Raw genomic sequence first — 18,646 nt, forward strand, 5'->3', positions numbered from 1 at the left:
GCCGAACGCCGTAGTATACGTCCCATGACAGATACTTTGCCCGACACGCCGCTTCCGCCATCGGGAGATCTCAGAGCGGAGGGCGTTCTTGAGCCCATCGCCCCCTGGATGCATACGCTTGCGGTTGTGGCTTTGCTCGCGGGTTTCTCCGTGGTGGCGCACTTTGGGCATCAAGAGACGATCGCGCTGGATCGTCCAATACGCTACGGATCGCAGATCTTAATGGTCTGGATGTTGCTTGGCTGCGTCGTCGCTGGGGTGTACCACCGCCATCTCTTCTTCTGGAACACGCTGCTGCATAACCGCCGACCATGGTTTCTCGAAGTTGTGCGCGGTATGACGATCTATGCCGCGTGCCTGGTAACGCTCAGCTTCGTCGTCATGGTCGCCATGTCGATCCTCGTGCTACGACATCCTGATCCTTCACACGTCGCAAACCTCCATGAGCAAGTCGTGTCCCGTCTTCACTTGAAGAATAAGACGGTCGAATCGGTCGCGCCGACGACAGGGTTCGAGCTTCTGCTGTGGACTGGTGTCAGCCTCACGGCAGGCTTTTGTGAGGAACACATCTTTCGCGGGTACCTGCTTCGCCAAGCCCTCTCTTTCTTTTCCATAGCGGGCGCCTCTCAACGATTCGCCACGATCCTCTCGATCACGGTAACGTCTCTCCTCTTCGGAAGCCTTCATCTCTATGAAGGTGTCGGAGGTGCAATCTTCGTCGGCATACTCGGACTCATGTACGCGATTCTCGCGCTGCGCTTCGGAAATCTGCGCGCCGTCATCGTCGCACACAGCGCACAGGACTTTCTGGTTGGGCTCTTTCTCTTCCTTCGGCATGCCAATCTGGCACGATGATGAAGCCGATGCAGCCATCAAGAGTCCGTAAAGATGGTCCGAGCCAAGAGCGCGCCGAAAAAATTCCTTTGCCTTACCTCACTTTTTTTCTTGACTATATGTCGCACAAAATCTATACCTTCGTTAGTTGCTTCACATCGTGAAAGCAGCGTCGATGATCTTTATCGATATGGGAGCGCAGGCAAACGCAACCAGGCAAAGCACCAAACAAAGGCAACACACTCAGGGAACGCGATACAGAGCGTTCCCTGAGGTGTTTATCGGGCCTTTGTTCATAGGGGTTTTCGCATGCACGTCTATACGCAACCCGCCACACACATGCGATGTCGCAGTATCCTACAGGCATGACGCGCCGCCGCTGGATCGCCGACACCTTCACTGACACAACCGCTTCGCTGACCGGCGACCAGGCCGCGCATCTGGCGCGCGTGCTGCGCGCGGAGCCCGGACAAATCTTCGACGTCGTGGCTAATGGCTTCCTGCATCGTGCCGAGATCATCAGCGTCTCGGAGCGCGAGGTCGTCTTTGCGCTGCATGAAGAGCTCGAGGCCGAGGCAGCGCTGCCTGTGCATCTGCTGCTGGCTGTCTTCAAGTTCGATCATCTCGAATGGGGCATTGAAAAAGCCACCGAGCTCGGTGCTGCGCGTATCACTCCTGTACTTGCACGTCGCACGGAGAAGCATCTCGCTCTAGCCGCGGCTAAGCGCGTGGAACGTTGGAGACGCATCGTGCGGGAGGCGGCGCAGCAGTCGCGGCGAAGCGACGTACCCGAAGTCGACGATCCGCAGACGTTGAAAGCTGCACTGCAATCAGTGAGCGCAGAGACCAAGTTGTTGCTTGCGGAGACGGAGCAGGAGAACACGATTGCTTCTGCGTTGGGGGAAGCGAGTCAGTCCATTGCTTTGGCCATTGGTCCCGAGGGTGGATGGACCGCTGAGGAGATGCAGCTCTTTACCGAGCATGGATGGAAGCATGTCACGCTGGGTCCGCGCATCCTGCGTGCGGAGACGGCGGCGATTGCAGGGCTGGCTATCTGTTCGGCTTTGATCTAAGGAATCTCTATAAGATCAAAGGTGCGTCCCTGCAACCCACTGGGACGTTTCAAGGATTGCTTGCAATGCTTATGGATCGTAGAGAGTTTGTCACCCTTGCAGCCGGGAGTGCCGCTAGCAGTAGTTTGATTCGAGTCCCAAATGCACTTGCAGCAACCCCGAAGGCGATGTCCGCCATTAAATTTATTGCTTTCGATGCCTTTCCGATCTTTGACCCCGGACCAGTCTTTGCGCTTGCCGATGGAATGTTTCCGGGGGTGGGTCTTAGTAACCAGTGGCGCACGCGTCAGTTCGAATACACGTGGTTGAGGGTCGCGTCCCAGCACTACGTGGATTTTTGGCAGGTAACAGACGATGCCCTCACCTTCGCCGCCAATGCACTAAAACTAAATATCCTCCCAGCTCAGCGGACCAGACTGATGAATGCCTACCTCGAACTGCAGGCTTGGCCAGACGTACTTCCGGCTCTCGCTTCTTTGAGAAAGTCTGGCCTCCGGTTCTCGTTCCTGTCGAACCTCACCCCCAGGATGTTGCATTCCAATATCAAGCACGCAGGGCTGGATGGGTTCTTCGAGCAGATCCTCAGCACCGACCAGGTAAAGACCTATAAGCCTGCCCCTCAGGCCTACCAAATGGGATTGGACGCCTTCAAGGCGAAGCGTGAGGAGATCTTGTTTGTGGCATCGGCGGGATGGGATGCTGCGGGAGCAAAGCTTTTTGGCTATCCGACGTACTGGGTTAACCGGCAAAAACTTCCTGCGGAGGAGCTGGGAGTGCTTCCCGATGGTTCCGGAAATACGCTGTCCGATCTGGTGCAGTTTTTGGGCGAAACATAAGCGCTCGTTTCCAGATAGGTTTTACGACCGAGAGCCACCATCGGGTGCCCCATCCTCGTCGCGCTAGTACCGTGACCGCGTGAAGAGGTGTTTTTGCTTTTGTCGTTGTTCTTGCTTTTCTGGTTGTCATTCCCGCAGGCCGGGGTCCCCAGCCTGCGTTCTTTGCAGGTTGGGGTGGAGAGAACCTGCTGTTGGTCCGTATAGCCACAGCGTTCTTGCCATCGCAGGAGGAAGCAGATTCCCTGCGGGAATGACAACCAGAAAAGCAAAAGCACCTAATTACTTGGTCACGGCACTAGAAATAAAAACGGCGGTGAGCCTATGGCCTCACCGCCGTTCCCTGACTTCTCTACCTGCCGCTTAGCTGAAGATGTTCTTAACCTTGCCGAATATTCCACGCGAAGAGGGTATGTTCTCCACGGTCATCGTCTCGGCGAGCTGCTTCAACAATTCCTTCTGCTGTTTGTTGAGTTTGTTCGGTGTCTGCACGCGCACCTCGACGATCAGGTCGCCCTTGCCGTGCGAGTTCAGGTGTGGAACACCCTTGCCCTTAAGCTTGAACTCTTTGCCGCTCTGCGTGCCTTCGGGAACCTTCAGCGTCTCTTTACCTTCGAGCGTCGCAATCTCAAGCTCCGTGCCCAATGACGCCTGCGGGAAGCTCACCGGAATCACGCAGTGCAGATCGTCGCCATCGCGCTCGAAGAACTTATGCGCCTTGACCTCAAGCACCACATAGAGGTCGCCGCCTGGACCGCCAAAGCGTCCTGCATCGCCCTCACCGCTGTAGCGGATGCGGGTATCCTGCTCGACGCCTGCCGGAACCTTGACGAGAATCTTGTGCTCCCGCTGTATGCGGGCGTCACCTCTGCAGGTCTTGCAGGGGTTGCGGACGACGCTGCCCGTACCGCTGCACACCGGGCAGGTTCTCGCGACCGAGAAGAAGCCCTGCTGGGAGCGAACCTGTCCGCGGCCGCCGCACTGCTGACAAGTCTCAGGCTGCTTGCTGCCCTCTGAACCTGTGCCCGAACAGTCCTCGCATACTTCGGCGCGACGAATCGAGATCTCGCGCTCGACTCCGAAGACAGCCTCTTCAAACTCCAGGCGCATGTCGAACTTCAGGTCGCGGCCGCGCTGTGCGCGCGACGCGCGGCGGTTGCCACCCATGTTGAACATCTCGCCGAACAGGTCGCCGAAGATGTCACCCAGGTCACCCTGACCCTGGAAGGGGTTGCCGCCGTTGAAGCCGCCTGGGCCAGCGCCACTGACGCCAGCATGACCGTAACGGTCATAGGCCGCACGCTTATCCGCATCGCTCAGCACCTGGTAGGCTTCGCTGCACTGCTTGAAGCGCTCTTCGGCCTCTGGATTGTTCGGATTACGGTCCGGGTGAAATTGCATGGCGAGCTTGCGATACGCGACCTTGAGTTCGCCGTCGCTCGCGGTGCGCTCTACCTGTAGAACCTCGTAGTAGTCCATCTTCATCGTCGCTGTCGCCATTACCTGATTTCCTGTTCTCTATTAACGGGCTCTCGCCTAGCTGCCTGTGCCTAGCCGCCTGTGCTACTCACTCTTCTGTGCTGGGTTCACCGCAATCCGCACCAGCGCGGGACGGAGCAGCTTGTCGCGCAGCTTATAGCCGCGGCGAATCTCTTCCAGCACCTGATGGTCTGGATGCTCCACTGTTTCGATGCTGCCCAGGGCCTCGTGGATTCGCGGGTCGAACTGGGCCCCCACCGTCTCCACCGGCTGTACCTGAAGGCCACGCAGGGCCTCTTCCATCTGCTTCAGGATCAGTTCCACGCCCGTGCGCAGCTGCTCGGCAGAGCCGTCCGCCTTCAGCGCGAGCTGGAAGTTGTCCATTACGCCTAGGAACGGGTCGATCGCGCCCTGCACCGCATAGTCCCGAGCGTCCTGGCGCTCCTTGATCTCGCGCTTGCGCGCGTTGTCGAACTCGGCCTGCAACCGTGCGAGGCGGTCCTTCAACTGGTCGCGTTCGCCGCGAAGCTGCTCTAACTCTGCTGGCTGCGCGTCTGTCTCCACAGCTTCTGTTCCAATCTCCGGTTCGGTCTGCGCCGCGTCTATCGTCTCGTCCTGCATCGTGTCCTGTTTACTCATATTTGCTCCATCTTCATTGTTTCCCATTCGCGACCATCGCGCGAATGTGTCTCGAACTTCATCGATCCGTTTCCGCTTCGGGCTCATAGCGAGGGTGGTCCAAGCATTCCACCTGTTTTATCGCTGCTGATGCGGTCGAAGACCTGCGCGATGTAGCTGACGGCGCTCATCGCATTCTCATAGTGCATTCGCTTCGGGCCAATGACTCCCACCGTTCCGATGCTTTCACCACCTACACGTGCCGGTGCGGCGATCAGCACTAAGCCTGCCATCTCGGGGGCTTGTTCCTCAAGATCGAATACGACACGCACCGACTCCTGCCGCGAATCGATATAGGCATTCAGCAGCTCCACCAGGCGCTGCTTGGCCTCCAGAGCGGCGAGCATCTCGCGCAGATGGGCGCGGTCTTCCGGCAGCCCGACGAGGTTGGCAACGCCTTCGACATAGACTGCCTGCTCGGCATGCGCGGCCTCGGGTACGGTGCCCGCCCATAGCTGCTGGGCCAGTTCGCGATAGTCGCTGCGCTCGCGCTCCAGGCGCTGTGCCAGTTCGGCTCGCACGCGCTCGATGTTCCATCCGCGATAGTGCTCGTTCAGAAAGTTCGCTGCCGTCTCGAGTTCACGCAGCGAGAGATCGCGGTCGATGGCGAGCACCCGGTCGCGCACCATGCCGCTACGCGTCACCAACACGGCAAGAACCCGCCGCGAGGCCAGACGGCTGAAGTGGACGTGCTCCAAAAGATCGGCGTTCGCGACCGCACCAATCGCTAATCCGACACCGCTTGAAAGCGTGGCGAGCACATGCGAGGTTCTGGCCAGCAAGGCCTGGGCTCCGGCAACTCCGGCGAGGCTTAAGTCGATCTGCGACTGAACCTCCGCGAGCGAAAGCCCGGGCAGCCGACCTGCAATACCGCCATGCAACTGCTCCACGTACATGCGAAAGGCCTGCGCCGAGGGGACACGGCCAGCCGAGGTATGCGGCTGCTCCAGCATGCCTGCGTCGGCAAGATCGGCCATCTCATTGCGAATCGTAGCCGCGCTCATCGAACCGGTATCGAGGGCCTGGGAGCGTGCAATGGTCCCAGAGCTCACCGGCTCGCCCGTCGAGATGTAGCTCTCGACGATGGCGGTCAGAATCTGCCGCTGCCGTATTGTCATCTGGTGCATGCTCGCCATCATTCGCCTCTAGCTTAGATCTCGATCTCTTAGCCGCTTCGCTGTTTCCTGTTTCCTGTTTCCTGTTCTAACTAATCTCCAACACATCTTCACTGCGTGCAGCGACTTCTTTGGCCTTCTCGGCAATCTTCTGCGCAATGGCCGCAAACTCCTGCGCACGGAGCGAGTCTTCGCCACCCAGAGCCGCAGGCAGGCCACGGTCGCCGCCTTCGCGCACGCGTGGATCGAGATCGATTGAACCCAGGAACGGCAGGTTGAACTGCTTCGCCGTCTGCTGGGTTCCGCCCGCACCGAATACGTCGATCACCTCGCCGCTCGGCAGCGTCATTTGGCTCATGTTCTCGACCAGGCCGAGCACCTCAACGTTCACCTGATGGAACATCTCCAACGCCTTGCGCGCATCCTGCAAGGCTACGCTCGATCCGGTTGAGACGACGACTGCGCCGGTCAGCGGAACCGTCTGTACCAGCGAGATGACGACATCGCCCGTGCCCGGGGGGAGATCGACGACGAGAAAGTCCAGCTCGCCCCACTCTACCTGTTGCAGAAACTGTCTGATGATCTGGTGCAGCATCGGCCCGCGCATCACCATCGGCTTATCGCCGGGGGAGATCAGACCGATGGAGATGAACTTGACGCCGTGCGCCAGAAGCGGCTCGATCCGATTCTCTCCGACGATGTTCGGCTGCCGTGTCGCGCCCAGCATGGTGGGGACGTTCGGGCCGTAGATGTCGGCGTCGATCAGCCCTACGCGATAGCCCAGCTTCACGAGGCTCACCGCCAGATTCACGCTCACTGTCGTCTTACCAACGCCGCCCTTGCCTGATCCTACCGCCACCACATGCTGTATACCCGGCAACGGCTGCGGTCCCTGCGGTACTCCCTGTCCACTGTGTCCCATCAAATTCGTCCTTGCTCTTCCTGTTCGCTGTTTCCTGTTTGCGGCCTCTTATAGAGGCCACTCGGGCGTTCTTCTATAAATGCCAATCCGGCGTTAGCGCGGCACGTAGTTCTTTCTTCCGCCGGGTCTCGTCGGATCGCATCTCGCGCCGGCGTCCTGCATCTTCAAATCGCCGCTGCTGGTGTTCGGTCTCCGGCAAAACCTGCGGCACTTCAATACGCTGGCCCGTGGTATCGACTGCTACAAAGGTCAGATAGGCTGACGATACATGCCGCAGCCGCTGGGCGCGCACATCTTCGACCATCGCCTTCACACCGACCTCCATGGACGTCCTGAAGGCCCGATTCACACTGGACTTCAGGATCAGCAGATCGCCGACCTTTACCGGGGCAACGAAGTCCAGATGGTCCATCGAGGCGGTTACCGTAATGGCCCGCGCGTGGCGGCTGGCGGCCATCGCCCCGACGAGGTCGATGAACTGCATCAACCTGCCGCCGAAGAGATTGCCAAGCGCATTCGCATCGCCTGGAAAGATGATCTCGCTGCGCTCCGACTGCGACTCACGAACCGGCCGCACCAATACGCCTTCACTCATCTATTTATTCTAAATTGCCCGTCTTTTTTATCCTAAATTGTCCGTCAACTGGTGCTCTTTTGGCCTCGAAGCCAGCCTTTTTGCATTTCGTGGGCGTTCCCCGCATCCTAAGCAGATGGACAAGATCGCGATGCTCACCGAAATCCTGAAGCAGAACCCCACCGACGCCTTTGCCCGCTACGGCCTCGCCATGGCCTATTCCTCGGAGGGCAAGCAAGAGGCGGCGCTCGCTGAGTTCGCGACCATTCTGCAGCACACCCCTGACTACGTGCCTGCCTACCAGATGTCCGCGCAGGAGCTGCTCAAAGCGAGCCGTACGGAGGAAGCCCGCGAGCGCCTTACTGCTGGTCTTGCCGCTGCGGCACGCACTGGCAACGCCCATGCTGCCAGCGAGATGCAGGCTATGCTCGACGACATTGTGTGAATTTAAATAAAAGGGACGGCTGAGGAAGCTAGGCTTCCGGGTCGCTAATGAGCGGCCACATCAGTCGTCCTTCTTATAATACCAGTTTTAGTACGGAATCACGCCGGAACTGACAGCATAAAGGCGATTACAGCGATGGCAGAGATCACGAATTCGAACGTCGCCTTTCCGGTCGTACCGTTGCCGAATGAAGAGCGCTATATCGCATAGTTGGATATGGGGAGACTCAGCTGAAGACATGTAGTGAATTGTGTCAAGAAGGCACGATAAATCTATAGACGGTCCAAATGGTGCGCCAAACTGGCGATAGCTTTTCAGCGCCCCACGCGATAGGTTTTTATGGTCTGCACTGCACTCATCCGCGACTAGAACGGCAAGATCGTTCTTGGCTTTGGCGTAACGAGCGACACGTTCGAGGCATAACCAGGTTGCTATTCCGTGCGGGTGATCTGGATTGCTATATCGCTCACGCAAGAGTTTTTTATTGCACCCACCAGACACGAGCTTCAAGGAATGCGTCTCCATAACCGACACGCACATCTCGAATATCTGCAATCTATCTGTCAGCGAAACAGCCCGCCAATTCTTTAGGCCATGCAAAATCTCTGCCCCATGAAGTTCGCAGTCGGCGCCCACAAAACCTTTGGCCGATGCAAACGCATGGATTTTCTCAACAGCCGCTTTTGAAGAATGCCAGACATCTTGCGGAACAAGGAGCGCCCCAACCCAGTGGTAAGGCTGCCCAGTAGCGTCACTCAGATCCATGCCCGTATTACCCGTCTCATCTAAATACGCCAGAATCACAGAGAAACGCCTCGGATTCATCCTAAACGACCGAGAATCTTATGAGCGCGCCCGACATCTATACTTCTACATATGCCGTCGACTGCACTTCCGCGCACACTAGGTCAGCTTCGCACCTCTGTTTACACCGCCGATCGCGTCTCCCGCAGCGTCAAAGACGAACTCCGCGACAACCTGATCGTTCGCCTGCGCGAGATCGCCCCCGGTGGGCCGAAAGAGGGCGAATCGCTCTTCCCCGGCATCGTCGGCTATGACGACACCGTTGTCCCGCAGGTGGTCAATGCCCTGCTCTCACGGCACAACTTCATCCTGCTGGGCCTGCGCGGCCAGGCAAAGTCGCGCATCCTGCGCTCGCTTACGACGCTGCTCGACCCCTTTAGCCCCTATGTCGCCGGATCCGAGCTGCGCGATAACCCCTATGCCCCGCTCTCGAAGTTCTCGCGCGACCTCGTCGCCTCGCTCGGCGACGATACCCCCATCGCGTGGATGACGCCGGTGGAGCGCTACGTCGAAAAGCTCGCAACGCCGGATGTGACCGTTGCCGACCTCATCGGCGACGTCGACCCGATCAAAGCAGCGCGTAGCGGCCACGAACTCGGCAGCGAGCTGACGATGCACTACGGTCTGCTCCCCCGCGCCAATCGCGGCATCTTCGCCATCAACGAGATTCCTGATCTCGCCGGCAAGATCCAGGTTGCGCTCTTCAACATCATGCAGGAGGGCGACGTACAGATTAAGGGCTATCCGGTGCGCCTGGAACTGGATGTCGCTATTGTCTTCAGCGCCAACCCCGAGGACTACACGGCACGCGGCAAGATCGTCACTCCGCTCAAGGATCGTATCGGCAGCGAGATTCGCACGCACTATCCCGAATCGCTCGATGAGGCCATCAGCATTACGGAGCAGGAGGCCTGGACAGAGCGTACGTATGCCCCCTCGAATGACACCATCCAGCGCATCGAGATTCCGCACTATATTCGCCAGATTGTCGAACAGATCGCCTTTGTGGCCCGCGAGGACAAGAAGGTCGACAAGCGCTCGGGTGTCTCGCAGCGGCTGCCTATCAGCACGATGGAGTTGGTGGTCTCAAACGCCGAACGCCGGGCTTTGATTCACGGAGAGTCTGTGGTCGTCCCGCGTGTCGGCGATATCTTCGCCGCGCTGCCTGGCATTACGGGCAAGATCGAACTCGAGTACGAAGGCGAGATGCGGGGCTCCGACAATGTCATCCGCGAGTTGATCCGCAGCTCCGTCGCCAACATCTTCGACAGCTACTTCGCCGACACCAACACGCAGCAGATCGAGCAGTGGTTCAACCTCGGCGGCGCCGTGGAGTTGAACGACAAACAGCCGGCTGCTGCCGTGCTGGCCGAGCTCCAGCAGATTCAGGGGCTCTTCGAGAAGTTGACGCCCCTCAAGATCACGTCGAAGTCACAGCCTGAGGTCGCCGTCTCGGCAGCAGAGTTCCTGCTGGAAGGCATGACCGCGCACAAGCGTATCTCGCGCAGCGAAGCACGCAAGTTCACAGCAGGCGAAAAGCGCAAGCGCAACGAGGAAGCCGCAAACTTCGCCGAACGCAAGCGCGAGCAGGAGCGTGAAGACGCCCACAACCGCACACGGCGCGGCTTCAATTAGAATTTTCGTCCATGTGGGACGAGAAGGATTACACCGCACGTTGGGTCCAGGGCATCTGCGCGATCTTCCTAGCTTTTTTCGCGATAGTTGCCGGATATTTTGTCTTCACTAGCCCTGGCTTTATGGTGTTGATCGGGGGCATCGCTGTGTTTATCGGATCTGTGCGCCTTTGTTGGCGCTGCCTGCACTACGCGATCACAGGCAAAGGCAACGTCAATCGCGACGACTTCGACTGAAGCGGTTGTATCCTTCCGCGCAGGCTTTAAATAGCGCATCTTCTCCGCAACGCATAAGTCATTTTTTCAGAGGTAAAGTCCTCATACTAGAGACAGTAGAGCGGTGATTTCTAAATTTTAGAAAAAATGTTCTACGTGGAACATTCCCCTGCCCTTCTCCTCAAAAAACAAGTTTTACTGCATACTCCAACACCTCAAGCTGTCCTGAGTAATGCGATTTCTCCGTAGTCCTATAACTGTCGCCAATAACTCCCCAGCGACATAATCCGCTCAAGCGCTTATTCTTGAGACAGCCATGCCTAACGCAACCCAGGAAATCTTCGACATCACCGCCTCCACCTACGACGCCGACCGCGCCAAGTTAATCCCCTGCTACGACGCCTTCTATCGCCGTACCACCGATCTCATCGTCGGCGGGGCAGAACGCGTGCTCGACCTCGGCGCAGGTACGGGGCTGCTCTCCACGTTCGTACGCCAGTGGTATCCCAAAGCCCACATTCACCTGATGGACGTCTCCGAACCAATGCTCGAGCGAGCCCGCACCCGCCTCGGCACCGATTCCAATGTGAGCTTTGAGGTTGCCGACTACGCCACCGCGACGCTGCCCCATAACCAGGACTCCATCGTCTCCGCGCTCTCGATCCACCATCTCGACAACGAGGCCAAGAAGTCGCTCTTCAAGAAGATCTACGCGTCTCTCCGGCCCGGCGGCACCTTCGTCAACGCCGAGCAGGTCGCCGGCCCCACGCCAGCCCTCGACGCTCACTACAAGGTGATCTGGCTGCAGCAGGTTCGCGAATCTGGAGCCACACCCCAGCAGATCGCCGATTCGCTCTACCGCCAGCAGGACGACCGCTGCGCCTCCGTCGAAGATCAGCTCCACTGGATGCGTGAGGCTGGCTTTACCGACGCCGATTGCTGGTTCAAAGACAATCGCTTCGCGGTGTTGTCAGGGACAAAACTATAGCCCTGAGGTAGTTGTCAGTTCGCTGTTAGCTGGTTCGGCGGAACTGCGAGCTGACAACTACTACCCGCATCTTCCACCACTGCCGAGCGTCTAATGTAGAACGCAGGCCACGAATGAAGCTCACCCGCTACACCAAATTCACCGGCGACCTCTCCACGAGCTTCGGGCTCGATGACCTGATGCAGGCGCTCTCCGATTTCCTGCTCGACTCTGGCTTTCAAGACCCGTTCTCGCCCTTTCGGGACATGGACGGTGAGCAGACCATGGAGAACCTGCGCGATGCGATCCGCCAGGCGCTCGAATCCGGCGACCTGCTCGACGAAGACGCGCAGGAGCAGTTCGACCAGCTGCCCGAAGAACAGGTCGAAGAGCTCATCGACAAAATCGTCCAGCGCATGAAGGATGAGAACTTCCTCAATGCGGAGGAGCCCGCTGAGGGTCAAGGCCAGGGAGAAGAGGGCGACGGTGAGTCCTCGCGCTTTGAAGTCACCGACAAGGGCATGGACTTCCTCGGCTACAAGGCGCTCCGCGATCTTCTCGGCCCGCTGGGCAAGTCATCGCTGGGCCGCCATGACACGAGCTACGAGGCTGCCGGCGTAGAGACCAACGGGTCATCGAAGCTGTATGAGTTCGGCGATTCGCTCAACCTCGACATCACCGCTACGCTCAACTCGGTCTTCGCCCGCGAAGGCGCCCCTGACGGCTCCGGAGTCCTCAAGCTGGAGTACTCCGACTTACATGTTCAGCAGGCCGACTATCAGAGCTCCTGCGCGACCGTCGTTCTGCTCGACTGCTCGCACTCCATGATCCTCTATGGCGAGGACCGCTTCACTCCCGCCAAGCGCGTTGCCATGGCGCTCAGCCATCTCATCCGTACACAGTATCCGGGCGACTCTTTGTCCCTGGTGCTCTTCCACGACTCCGCCGAAGAGATTCCGATCTCGCAACTGCCGCGCGTCAAGGTCGGCCCGCACTACACCAATACCCGCGAAGGCCTGCGTGTGGCACATCGCATTCTGCAGCGGTCCAACAAAGACATGAAGCAGATCGTGATGATTACCGATGGCAAACCCTCGGCACTGACGCTGGCAGATGGCCGCATCTACAAGAACGCCTTTGGCCTGGACCCTATCGTCATTGAAGAGACGCTTGAAGAGGTCAGCCGCTGTAAGCGCGCCGGCATCATGATCAACACCTTCATGCTGGCTCAGGACTTCGCCTTAGTTCAGTTCGTGCAGAAGGTCTCGGCCATGTGCCGCGGCAAGGCCTACTTCACCACGCCACAGACCCTCGGCAACTACCTGTTGATGGACTTTATGTCCCGCCGCCAGAAGATGGTGAACTGAGATGGCAAAACACGATCTGCAACGCTGCGCGTGGTCTGGGAGTGATCCGTTATACCAGACCTACCACGATGAAGAGTGGGGCGTGCCAGTGCACGACAGCCGCGCACTCTGGGAGATGCTGATGCTGGAGGGCTTCCAGGCCGGGCTCTCCTGGATCACCATCCTGCGCAAGCGTGATGCCTTCCGCAAGGCCTTTGCAGGTTTCGATCCAGCTGTAGTCGCGAAGTTCAAGGAGCGGGATATTGCACGGCTTCTAAAGAACGAGGGCATTGTTCGCTCGCGTGCCAAGATCGAAGCGACCATCAACGGTGCTCGGATCTTCCTCGCGATGCAGGATGCCGGAGAAGACTTCTCCAGCTTTGTTTGGAACCTTGCAGGCGGCAAACCGATCCGCAATAAAGGCCCTGTTCCCGCGCAGACACCACTCTCTGAAGAGATCTCCAAAACTCTCAAGAAACGTGGTTTCAAGTTTGTTGGGCCGGTGATCGTCTATGCCTGGATGCAGGCGACGGGCATCGTCAACGACCACAGCGCGGACTGCTTTCGGCGTAATAAGGTTTAGAACAAACAACGGCAAAATCTTTAACGCAGAGGGCGCGGAGGTTCCGCTGAGGACGCGACGGTATTCGTGGCCTACTTAAGTGCTGCGAAGAAGCTTATCTCTGCGGTCGCGCCAGACCCGGTAAACACCCCAGGCTGCGACAGTGCAGTTGTCCATCACACGGCCGTCGAGCAGCATCGATTCAAACTCGCTCACTGGAACCCGATGCACCGTCATGTCATGCTCTTCGGGATCGCGTTCGGTTTCGCCGGGTGTGAGCCCCTCCGCCAGATAGACATGATGAATCTGGCGCATCGCGCCATAGGCAATCCAATGATCCGCCAGATGCGTCATGCGTTCGACGAGCAGTCCTGTCTCCTCGCGTAGCTCACCGCGAGCCAGCTCCTCGGGATCGACCTCAGCCGTCTCCCAGCCGCCCTGCGGTAACTCGAAAAAAGTATCCCCCACCGTGTAGCGATACTGCCGCACAAGCCATAGGAAATCGCCCTCAGCGGTCTGCTCCAGAGGAATAACGATGCACGCAGGATCCTTGTCTACGACTCCGTAGATGCCGCGCACGCCGTTGCTGCGCTCGATCACATCTTCGCGGACGCGCGTCCACGGATTGCGATATACCTCGCGGCTGCTGATTGTCCTGATGGGTGGTATCTGTTCGTCGTTCATAGATCGATGCTACGACACCCTCTCCAGACGTTCGAAGGAGAAGACAGCCATGCTCATCGGAGGCATGCCCACTTCTCCCGGAGCAACCGCAACCTCCGGCCTCGATGCCAGAGCCAGGAAGTACCGATCAGGCACCTTCACCCGAACCAGCTTCTCTCCCAGATTCAGAACGACAAGCGCCTTGCCACGCTGCATCGAGAGCCATCGCTCTTCCTCGTGACTGTCAATCGTCACGTGGCTCAGATCGCCATCGTTGAGCGAAAGCGAGTGCCGGCGTAGATGAAGCAGCTTCTTGGTCCATTCCAACATCTCGGCATGGATCCCCGCATGAAGTTCGTCCCAGTTCAGCTTGGAAGCCTCAAAGGTCTCCGGCTTCTCCGGGTTGGGTATCTGTTCCGCCTCTTCGAAGCCAAATGCCGCGAACTCGAGCTTGCGGCCCTCGAATACCCGTTTCGCCATCTCGTCATCTTCGTGGTCTGCAAAGTACAGGAACGGAGTCGACGCCGCGAACTCTTCGCCCATGAACAGCATCGGAATGCAGGGTGCGGTCAGCAACATGCCCAGCGCTACCTTTGCGGCATCGAGGCCGACGATATGCTCCAGGCGATCACCCGTGGCTCGATTGCCGACCTGATCGTGGTTCTGGACGAAGTCAATGAAATGATGCGCGGAGAGTCCATCGATAGGCCTGCCGTGTGTGCGTCTGCGATAGATGGAGTAGTTGCCGTCAAACACGAACACCTTCTCCAGCGCCTTCGCCAGGTAGGAGAAGCGCCCGTAGTCCTCATAGTAGCCACCACTGCTTTGCTCGGCGTGCAGCAGGGTAAAGAGCGAGTGGTGAAAGTCATCGGACCACTGCGCATCCATGCCATACCCACCGGCTTCGCGCGGGCGCACGATCTTCGGATCGTTCAAATCGCTTTCCGCGATAAGCACCAGTTTGCGCCCAAGCATCGCGCCGACTGTCTCTACCTCGGCCGAGAGCTGCTCCATGAAGTGAAAGGCGGACCTGTCCGTAAGCTCATGCACCGCATCCAGGCGAAGACCGTCAACGTGGTATTCGAGCAGCCACATGATGGCGTTATCACAGAAGAAACGCCGCACCTCGTCACTACCGATGTCCTCGAAGTTCACACCATCGCCCCAGGGCGTCTTGTGCTTTTCGGTCAGATACGGTGCGAACTTCTGAGTGTAGTTTCCCGTCGGGCCAAAGTGGTTGTAGACAACGTCGAGAATGACGGCAAGCCCTTTGTTGTGGCACGCATCGACAAAGCGCTTCAGGCCGTCCGGCCCACCGTACTTGTTGGTTACGGCAAACAGAGCGACGCCGTCATAGCCCCAGCCGTAATTGCCAGGGAACTCCGCCACGGGCATGATCTCTACGTGCGTGATGCCAAGCTCTACAAGGTGGTCGAGCCTCGCAATCGCGGAGTCAAAGGTTCCTTCTTTGGTGAAGGTGCCTATGTGCAGCTCGTATAGAACCGCGCCGAACAATGGCGGCCCCTGCCAACGCTGATCGGTCCACGGAAACAGGCGATGGTCGTACAGTCTCGAAACCCCATGCACTCCATACGGCTGCCACAGGCTGCGGGGATCGGGATAGGGCGTTGGATCATCGTCTAGCAGGTACGCATAATCATCACCGCAATGAGCGTCCATACCGACAATGTGCCACCAGCCACGGTCATCCGGGCCTTCCATGGCGAGCTGCTGCTCGTCGTGCTTCAAGGTCATACGCTTCGCCTTCGGCGCCCACACGGAAAACTCGTGCATTCCTTCTCTTCTCCTGATTCTAGGAAATCCTGATTCTGGAAAACTTCAACCCTCGCGGGTCAACAAAGCTACGGGAAACTCGCGCAGCAACTCGCCAAGGCGCATGGTTCCACCCTGCATCATCTTGTTGGTCATTACATTCTTCCAGCTACCTTCGGGAAATGCGAGCGAGGTATCGCCCCAGTCGCCACGTAGTGTCATCCAGAAACGCGGAACCACCGTCAGCACATTGTCCCCTCTGCGATAGGCAATCACATGCCCGCTCTTGGTTCCATTTGCGGTCATGGGCAGGTAGTCCGCTTCGGGAGCAAACCACTCCGGACGTCGTTCCCGCAGGCGCAGCGCACGCTGAATCACCCACAACTTCGGCAAGCCTTCGTCTATTCTCTCCATTACGGCTGCGGCATCCAGACCTTCGAGCTCAGCCAACAGCTGGCGACGCCGGTCATACTCCACCGGACGCCGATTATCCGGATCGACGAGCGATAGATCCCACAGCTCGCCGCCCTGATAGAGGTCAGGCACACCGGGCGCGGTGTGCTTCATCAGCGTCTGGGAGAGCGAATTGATACGCCCGGCAAAAAGAATATTCGCGACAAACGCCTCGAGCTCGGCAATGAATCCTCCATCGGCCAGAATCGCATCGATGAATTTATTGACCGCATTCTCATAGGCCTCATTGTTGGCAACCCAGCTGGTGCGGACCTTCGCCTCGCGCATGGCCTTCTGCATGTACTCCCGCAGGCGCTCGCCGCCAATGGGCCACGCACCGATCATGGTCTGATACAGGAACCACTGCGTGCCGCGATCAGGAAACTCTCCTGTGCGATAGTGCGTATTGTGCTTTGACCAACGCCTGACAGTCTGCGCAAAGACCTTCTGTACCTCACTGAGCACGAGCAGGCGTGCGCGCACATCGTCACTACGCTTGGTGTCATGCGTGCCAAGCGATGTCATGCTCTCGGGATGCGTGTGCTGCATCGTCGCGTTGTATTCGTGAAACTGCGCGAGACTTAGGCCATCGTGTGACGGGTCGGAGCCCACCTCGTTCAACGCGATAAGACGGTTGAAGCAATAGAAGGCCGTATCTTCCACGCCTTTCGCCATCACCGGGCTTGTGAACTGCTGGAAGCGATAGACAAACTCGCTTTCGTTAGCGCCCCTCACCTTCAGTTGCAGGACGTCGCTCATAAAGTCGAAGAGAGCCCCATCGATGTCCTGCCGGTTGTCTTTCGCACACTGGATCGCGCGGTCGATCACCAGCCGGTCTTCGTCCGTGATCTCTTCGCGGTCGGGCATCACATAGGTCCGGTAGACCGAAAAACAGGCAGCCACCTCACGAATCGAACGGCGAATCTCCGCGCGTGTGAAATCACGCTGCTCGCGGTGGCTCTCGCAGACATCGACGAAGATATTGGTCAGCCGGTTCACGTCGCTGCCCAGAGCCTCCTGCGTAACAGCGATTTTCTTGTCATGGACAATGGTTGGGAAGTCTGTGGACTCACCGGTGAACTTCGCATAGTACCTGCCGAGGTCACGCAGACCTTCGGGCTTCACCAGCACGTTCATGGCAGCGTTGAGAAAGTCGTATCCACTGGTCCCCTGTATTGGCCATGAGCTGCGCAGAAACTCTCCAGGCTCGAGGATCTTCTCGCCGACGATCCATGCTTCCGGAGCGCGATCACGCAGACGCTGGCAGTATTGCAGTGGATCGCGCAGGCCATCGGGATGGTCGATGCGAACGCCGTCGAGCATCCCCTGTTTCAACCACTTCACGATCAGCGCGTGCGTCTCGTCAAAGACGTATTCCCGCTCGACGCGCAGGCCGATCAGAGTGTTCACGTCGAAGAAACGGCGATATCCGAGCTGCTGGTCCGCCGTCTTCCAGTAGGCCAGGCGATAGTGCTGCTGCGATAGAAACGCGTCGAGCGCGTCCGGGTTCGCATTCAACTCTTTTACGGCGCGATCGACGGCCTCGCAGACCCCGGCCTCTTCGCCACAGATACGATCGAGCAATCGATAGAGCACTCCCTTATCGCGATGACGCGCCAGCGTGGTGCGCCGGTCCGATAGATCCGGATACGGCAAACGTCCATAGCTGGCAGCCAGGAAGTTCAGCGTATCGCTCTTTGCATAATCGGCAGCCCTGTTCAGAATGGCAAACAGACTTTCGGGAGCGACGGGAAGCGCCTGTCCCGCGGCTTCTACCGTAAAGGTAGCTCCGCGCCGGACAACTTTAATGCCGCCCTCGCTCACAACGTGGCCATACTGATCGGCAAGAATCGGCACCAGCACTTTGTCGCGCAGGCGCTCTTCCGCCGAGTTCCAATCGATGTCGAAAAAACTTGCGTAACGGCTGCTTGTGCCGTTCTCCAACACGTCCCACCAGTAACGATTCTGTTCCCCGAGGCTCATGTGGTTGGGCACGATATCCAGTACCTGCCCCAGCCCCAATTCGTTCAGCCGCTTGCAGAAGCGTTCGTGCCCCTCCGCACCACCAAGCTCCTCATTCACCTTGCGATGATCGACGACGTCATAGCCATGCGTGCTTCCCGGCGCAGCCTGCAGGTAGGGCGACGTGTAGACATGGGTAACCCCAAGCGACTTCAGATAGTCGACGATCGAAGTAGCATCGTCGAAGGTAAAGTTTTTGTGCAGCTGCAGCCGATATGTCGACCTCGGAGTCTTCGCCATCTGAATGGTCTTG

General features: G+C 58.3%; 18 protein-coding genes. 9 read left to right on the forward strand and 9 right to left on the reverse strand.

What is annotated here, in order from left to right:
• Positions 1 to 24 precede the first annotated feature (24 nt).
• The 3 genes from GSQ91_RS18020 (at position 25) to GSQ91_RS18030 (ending at position 2,743) form a co-directional block, all read left to right on the forward strand.
• Positions 25 to 855 carry a CPBP family intramembrane glutamic endopeptidase gene (locus GSQ91_RS18020; protein WP_158823131.1) on the forward strand — a complete coding sequence of 277 codons (831 nt, stop codon included), beginning with the start codon at positions 25 to 27 and terminating at the stop codon, positions 853 to 855.
• 344 nt (positions 856 to 1,199) lie between these two features.
• Positions 1,200 to 1,907 carry a 16S rRNA (uracil(1498)-N(3))-methyltransferase gene (locus tag GSQ91_RS18025; RefSeq protein WP_158823132.1) on the forward strand — a complete coding sequence of 236 codons (708 nt, stop codon included), beginning with the start codon at positions 1,200 to 1,202 and terminating at the stop codon, positions 1,905 to 1,907.
• A gap of 71 nt (positions 1,908 to 1,978) precedes the next feature.
• Positions 1,979 to 2,743 carry a haloacid dehalogenase type II gene (locus tag GSQ91_RS18030; protein WP_216845312.1) on the forward strand — a complete coding sequence of 255 codons (765 nt, stop codon included), beginning with the start codon at positions 1,979 to 1,981 and terminating at the stop codon, positions 2,741 to 2,743.
• A gap of 360 nt (positions 2,744 to 3,103) precedes the next feature.
• On the opposite strand, the gene dnaJ is transcribed toward GSQ91_RS18030, so the two are convergent.
• From dnaJ to GSQ91_RS18055, 5 genes are all read right to left on the reverse strand, one after another.
• On the reverse strand, positions 3,104 to 4,240 hold the full coding sequence (gene dnaJ / locus GSQ91_RS18035) for a molecular chaperone DnaJ (protein WP_158823134.1): 1,137 nt from the start codon (positions 4,238 to 4,240) through the stop codon (positions 3,104 to 3,106).
• A gap of 63 nt (positions 4,241 to 4,303) precedes the next feature.
• Complete coding sequence (locus tag GSQ91_RS18040; protein ID WP_158823135.1) at positions 4,304 to 4,858, reverse strand: nucleotide exchange factor GrpE; 555 nt, start codon at positions 4,856 to 4,858, stop codon at positions 4,304 to 4,306.
• An 83-nt stretch (positions 4,859 to 4,941) separates the two neighbouring features.
• On the reverse strand, positions 4,942 to 6,033 hold the full coding sequence (gene hrcA / locus GSQ91_RS18045; RefSeq protein WP_158823279.1) for a heat-inducible transcriptional repressor HrcA: 1,092 nt from the start codon (positions 6,031 to 6,033) through the stop codon (positions 4,942 to 4,944).
• A 67-nt stretch (positions 6,034 to 6,100) separates the two neighbouring features.
• Complete coding sequence (locus GSQ91_RS18050) at positions 6,101 to 6,934, reverse strand: Mrp/NBP35 family ATP-binding protein (protein ID WP_158823136.1); 834 nt, start codon at positions 6,932 to 6,934, stop codon at positions 6,101 to 6,103.
• Positions 6,935 to 7,007: 73 nt separating this feature from the next.
• Positions 7,008 to 7,529 carry an acyl-CoA thioesterase gene (locus tag GSQ91_RS18055; protein ID WP_158823137.1) on the reverse strand — a complete coding sequence of 174 codons (522 nt, stop codon included), beginning with the start codon at positions 7,527 to 7,529 and terminating at the stop codon, positions 7,008 to 7,010.
• 130 nt (positions 7,530 to 7,659) lie between these two features.
• Between GSQ91_RS18055 and GSQ91_RS18060 the strand changes: the two genes are divergently transcribed.
• The gene (locus GSQ91_RS18060) at positions 7,660 to 7,953 is read left to right on the forward strand and encodes a tetratricopeptide repeat protein (protein ID WP_254064678.1); all 294 of its coding nucleotides are present in this window, start codon (positions 7,660 to 7,662) and stop codon (positions 7,951 to 7,953) included.
• A gap of 87 nt (positions 7,954 to 8,040) precedes the next feature.
• On the opposite strand, the gene GSQ91_RS18065 is transcribed toward GSQ91_RS18060, so the two are convergent.
• Complete coding sequence (locus GSQ91_RS18065; protein WP_158823139.1) at positions 8,041 to 8,757, reverse strand: DUF3800 domain-containing protein; 717 nt, start codon at positions 8,755 to 8,757, stop codon at positions 8,041 to 8,043.
• 72 nt (positions 8,758 to 8,829) lie between these two features.
• Between GSQ91_RS18065 and GSQ91_RS18070 the strand changes: the two genes are divergently transcribed.
• The 5 genes from GSQ91_RS18070 to GSQ91_RS18090 all read left to right on the forward strand — a co-directional run bounded on the left by GSQ91_RS18070 (position 8,830) and on the right by GSQ91_RS18090 (position 13,503).
• Complete coding sequence (locus tag GSQ91_RS18070) at positions 8,830 to 10,392, forward strand: sigma 54-interacting transcriptional regulator (RefSeq protein WP_158823140.1); 1,563 nt, start codon at positions 8,830 to 8,832, stop codon at positions 10,390 to 10,392.
• Between the two features lie 11 nt (positions 10,393 to 10,403).
• A complete protein-coding gene (locus tag GSQ91_RS18075) occupies positions 10,404 to 10,628 on the forward strand; it encodes a hypothetical protein (protein WP_158823141.1) in 225 nt (74 codons plus the stop codon).
• Positions 10,629 to 10,923: 295 nt separating this feature from the next.
• Entirely contained in the window at positions 10,924 to 11,595 is a 672-nt protein-coding gene (locus GSQ91_RS18080; protein ID WP_158823142.1) for a trans-aconitate 2-methyltransferase, read from the forward strand.
• Positions 11,596 to 11,708: 113 nt separating this feature from the next.
• Positions 11,709 to 12,941 (forward strand): VWA domain-containing protein, encoded by a 1,233-nt coding sequence (locus tag GSQ91_RS18085; protein ID WP_158823143.1) that lies wholly within the window; start codon positions 11,709 to 11,711, stop codon positions 12,939 to 12,941.
• 1 nt (position 12,942) lies between these two features.
• Positions 12,943 to 13,503, forward strand: a complete 561-nt coding sequence (locus GSQ91_RS18090; protein WP_158823144.1) for a DNA-3-methyladenine glycosylase I — start codon at positions 12,943 to 12,945, stop codon at positions 13,501 to 13,503.
• Positions 13,504 to 13,578: 75 nt separating this feature from the next.
• Here the strand turns inward: GSQ91_RS18090 and GSQ91_RS18095 are convergent, their stop codons facing one another.
• Genes GSQ91_RS18095 through treY form a run of 3 tightly spaced genes read right to left on the reverse strand, consistent with a single transcriptional unit; the run spans position 13,579 to position 18,633 of the window.
• The gene (locus GSQ91_RS18095) at positions 13,579 to 14,166 is read right to left on the reverse strand and encodes an NUDIX hydrolase (protein WP_158823145.1); all 588 of its coding nucleotides are present in this window, start codon (positions 14,164 to 14,166) and stop codon (positions 13,579 to 13,581) included.
• A 9-nt stretch (positions 14,167 to 14,175) separates the two neighbouring features.
• Entirely contained in the window at positions 14,176 to 15,939 is a 1,764-nt protein-coding gene (gene treZ / locus GSQ91_RS18100; RefSeq protein ID WP_158823146.1) for a malto-oligosyltrehalose trehalohydrolase, read from the reverse strand.
• Between the two features lie 45 nt (positions 15,940 to 15,984).
• Positions 15,985 to 18,633, reverse strand: a complete 2,649-nt coding sequence (treY, locus tag GSQ91_RS18105) for a malto-oligosyltrehalose synthase (protein ID WP_158823147.1) — start codon at positions 18,631 to 18,633, stop codon at positions 15,985 to 15,987.
• Between the last annotated feature and the right edge of the window lie 13 nt (positions 18,634 to 18,646).

The sequence above is a fragment of the Granulicella sp. S156 genome (genome assembly GCF_009766105.1).
Classification (GTDB): Bacteria; Acidobacteriota; Terriglobia; order Terriglobales; family Acidobacteriaceae; genus Granulicella.